Below are 2,799 nucleotides of genomic sequence, written 5' to 3' on the forward strand. Positions count from 1 at the left end.
GTAAAGCTGTCCAGCACGAGTTTCCTTTGCGTTCACACCCTCATTCTGAGGTGCAAAGCCGTGCTGGACAGCTTTTTCGTAAACCGCAACATCTCAGTCACCGTACCCGGCCCACCATCACCGTTGAGCAGGTGCAGCGCGAGGGTTGGCTCTCCTCGAAGGAAGCGGCCCAGCGACTCGGCATTACCTGGCGGATGTTCATGCGCCGGGTACAAGACCACGGCCTGACGCCGCACCGGGTGAGCGGCGTGCCGGGCCGAATGATCCGCTACGACCCTGCCGAGGTGCGCTCCATTCCCGTGCCAGTGGCTCCCAGAGGGAAACCACGCGGCTTCGTGACGCTTGATTATCTGGCCGACGCCTGCGGCACCTCGCCGTCACTGCCGCGCAAGTGGATTCAATCTGGCCTGCCGCATGTTCGTGACCGGGTGGCCTTCCACGCTGCTTATGTCCGGCCCGCTGAGGCGCTGGCCTGGCTCGAAGGGCAGGCGAACCCCAAGCGCCGCCGGTACACCGAGGCGCTGCGCTTGCACCTTGAGCAGCAGAGGGCCGCATGAAGCGCCGTTGCTTGCGGGACCGCGTATCAAATCGGGCCGTCTCTGTTTTGCTCCGCACTGCGTACTGGTGGGAGGGAGAGCGGGAAGTACGCGGGCTTTTCCTTGACCAGCTGCATAAGCGCACGGCGGCCAGGCACCCGGCGCTGTGCCGTCTTGTTGCAGCGCTTTCGGTTGACGCACACGAAGCTGAGCGCCGGGGAGTACAGGCATGACTGCCCCCCTTGCCCGCCTGGAAGCCCGCGCCCTGACCCTTGAGCAAGAGATGGCCGCGTGGGGGCAGCGCTTCCAGGCTACGCAACGCAGCATGCAAGACCGCGCCCGCGAGGCCCGCGCCCTACACCTGCGCTGGCTGGCCGCCGGGCATCACGGCGACTTCAGCACCGCGCTCAGCAAAGCCGCCGGGATCAGCCGCACAACCGCCTGGAGGCTGTGGAGAAGTGGCCTCGCGCTCGAAGCTGGGGTGAGCACCCAGGCCGATCAGACCGATCTGATCGAAGCCGCCCGAGCGCTGGACAAGGGCGTAACCGTGCTGGAAATCGACAAGGCCATCAGTGCTGGGACGCTCAGGGACGTGGCGAATCTGGCTGACGTGGGCATGGTGGGCCGGTCAATGAGCGCCGAGGCCGCTGGACTCCGAGAACGGGTGCAGCAACGCCTCGGACTGTTGGGTCTGGACCACCTGCCCGCCGTCGAGCGGGATGAGCTGGTGTTCAGCGCGTTCCTGACGGTTTCAGATGAAACGCTGCGCGGGATTGTCAACAGCTACCGCAAGATCACCGAGGGAGAGAGCGATGAGCAGCAAGAGTAAGCGCCCACAGCCAACTGGAGCACTTCGAGATACCCGGATCGTGTACGGCGCAGGCTGCACCTACTGGGGTGGTATTTACAGCATCGGCAGGGGGCCAGTGGGTCTGCCCGGCTGCCCCTATTGCGGCGGCCTGCTGTATGAAGTCCAGACCGAAGAAGAATATCTGGACTGTATCGACGTGAACTCCGCTGCGGCGGGTGATTTCGGCTATTCAGGATTCATCCGGTGGAACAAGGGCCGCCCCTGTAAGAGCCTGCACCCGGATTTGGACGGCGACAGCGCCTTCGAACGCCTGCGCGCCGAGTACGAAGCTGAGCGGCAGAAGAATCTCCAGTGAAGCCGCTCAAGTACCGCTGGATCACTGTCGGCCAGGAGTACCGCTACGGCCCGAAACTCGGCAAGGGAGATGACGCCCGGCGGGGCACCGCCTGCACGGCCCTGACCGTGCCCCGCGCTGGCAGCAAGCCCGCCAACGTTCTGGTGCAGTGGCCGGACGGTCACACAGCCATCGTGCCGTCCGGCGTGCTGAGGGCCGTGTGAACCGCTCTCGCAGCCGCCCGAAGCCCCGCAGGCACCGCCACCGCAACAGGAGGCCCACCGTGAATGACCCCGCCGCCCTTGCCCTGCTGACCGCCAGCGCCAAGACTGCGCCTGACTTCGCTCACCTGAGCGCCCTGCATGCCCAGGCCGGAGTCGAGTGGCACCGGGCCGCCGTGCTGGCCCGCCAGCTCGTGAAGGGTGGGCTGTGGGCCGTGACAGGCCGGGCGGAGCGTACGCGCTACGTCATCACGCCGGACGGACTGGCACTGCTGGAAGGGCAGTGAGCCGCCCGTTTGCCCACCACAAGTTCAGCGCTGTCCGCACCGAGCGCGACAGGATCGTTTTCGCAAGCAAAGCTGAGGCCGCCCGCTATGACCAGCTCGTACTGCTGGAAAAAGCGGGCGACGTGGTGGGCTTCATGCGCCAACCGGTGTTCTATCTACCGGGAGGCACACGCTACGTGGCCGACTTCCTAATCTTTTGGACCGGGGGCCGGGTGACTGCCGAGGACGTGAAAGGCATGGAAACCGAAGGCTTCAAAATCAAGTTCCGAGAGGTCAAAGCCGCCTACCCCTGGATGAATTTCGAGCTGTGGAAGGCAAAGCGCTGAGGTTGCGTTCCAAGTGCGGCAAGCTGACTGCGTAGTGCAGAACTAGAGTTATTCCAGCATCAAACTCAGTCGGGATGTGTCACCTCGTGCGATGTACCGCTGGTTGATGAAAGCAATACATTCCAGAAAAGTGTTTGAAATCTCAGGCAAGCTGCCAGCAAATACCTCAAAATCAAGCACTTGAATAGACCTCCTGCGAAAGTGGGTAGCTATGCTGGGTGAGTGAGCGACAAGCGGCTGGAACGAACACTGAAGATGAACCGCACGCGCTTCAAACGGCGCAC

The 2,799-nt window shown here is 63.6% G+C and carries 6 protein-coding genes and 1 pseudogene; 6 read left to right on the forward strand and 1 reads right to left on the reverse strand.

Annotated elements, in window-relative coordinates; genetic code table 11:
• From GUI70_RS22355 to GUI70_RS22380, 6 genes are all read left to right on the forward strand, one after another.
• Positions 1 to 557: hypothetical protein (locus GUI70_RS22355; RefSeq protein WP_237725119.1), on the forward strand; the 557-nt coding region annotated here is incomplete at its 5' end.
• Positions 558 to 765: 208 nt separating this feature from the next.
• Complete coding sequence (locus GUI70_RS22360; protein ID WP_237725120.1) at positions 766 to 1,365, forward strand: hypothetical protein; 600 nt, start codon at positions 766 to 768, stop codon at positions 1,363 to 1,365.
• Positions 1,349 to 1,702 (forward strand): hypothetical protein, encoded by a 354-nt coding sequence (locus GUI70_RS22365; protein WP_161884478.1) that lies wholly within the window; start codon positions 1,349 to 1,351, stop codon positions 1,700 to 1,702. The genes GUI70_RS22360 and GUI70_RS22365 overlap by 17 nt, the downstream gene beginning before the upstream one ends.
• Complete coding sequence (locus GUI70_RS22370; protein WP_161884479.1) at positions 1,699 to 1,905, forward strand: hypothetical protein; 207 nt, start codon at positions 1,699 to 1,701, stop codon at positions 1,903 to 1,905. The genes GUI70_RS22365 and GUI70_RS22370 overlap by 4 nt, the downstream gene beginning before the upstream one ends.
• 59 nt (positions 1,906 to 1,964) lie before the next feature.
• Positions 1,965 to 2,189 carry a hypothetical protein gene (locus GUI70_RS22375; RefSeq protein WP_161884480.1) on the forward strand — a complete coding sequence of 75 codons (225 nt, stop codon included), beginning with the start codon at positions 1,965 to 1,967 and terminating at the stop codon, positions 2,187 to 2,189.
• A complete protein-coding gene (locus GUI70_RS22380) occupies positions 2,186 to 2,515 on the forward strand; it encodes a DUF1064 domain-containing protein (RefSeq protein WP_161884481.1) in 330 nt (109 codons plus the stop codon). Before GUI70_RS22375 ends, GUI70_RS22380 begins: the two co-directional genes overlap by 4 nt.
• Before the next feature lie 48 nt (positions 2,516 to 2,563).
• Here GUI70_RS22380 and GUI70_RS24785 read toward each other — a convergent pair.
• Positions 2,564 to 2,799 (reverse strand): annotated as a pseudogene (locus tag GUI70_RS24785) (hypothetical protein); the annotation flags it as partial.

Source organism: Deinococcus alpinitundrae, assembly GCF_009982895.1.
GTDB lineage: Bacteria > Deinococcota > Deinococci > Deinococcales > Deinococcaceae > Deinococcus > Deinococcus alpinitundrae.

What these genes read in the sequence shown, in the direction of transcription:
- GUI70_RS22360 (WP_237725120.1), top strand. Translation starts at nt 766, where the DNA reads ATGACTGCCCCCCTTGCCCGCCTGGAAGCCCGCGCCCTGACCCTTGAG.
- GUI70_RS22365 (WP_161884478.1), top strand. Translation starts at nt 1,349, where the DNA reads ATGAGCAGCAAGAGTAAGCGCCCACAGCCAACTGGAGCACTTCGAGAT.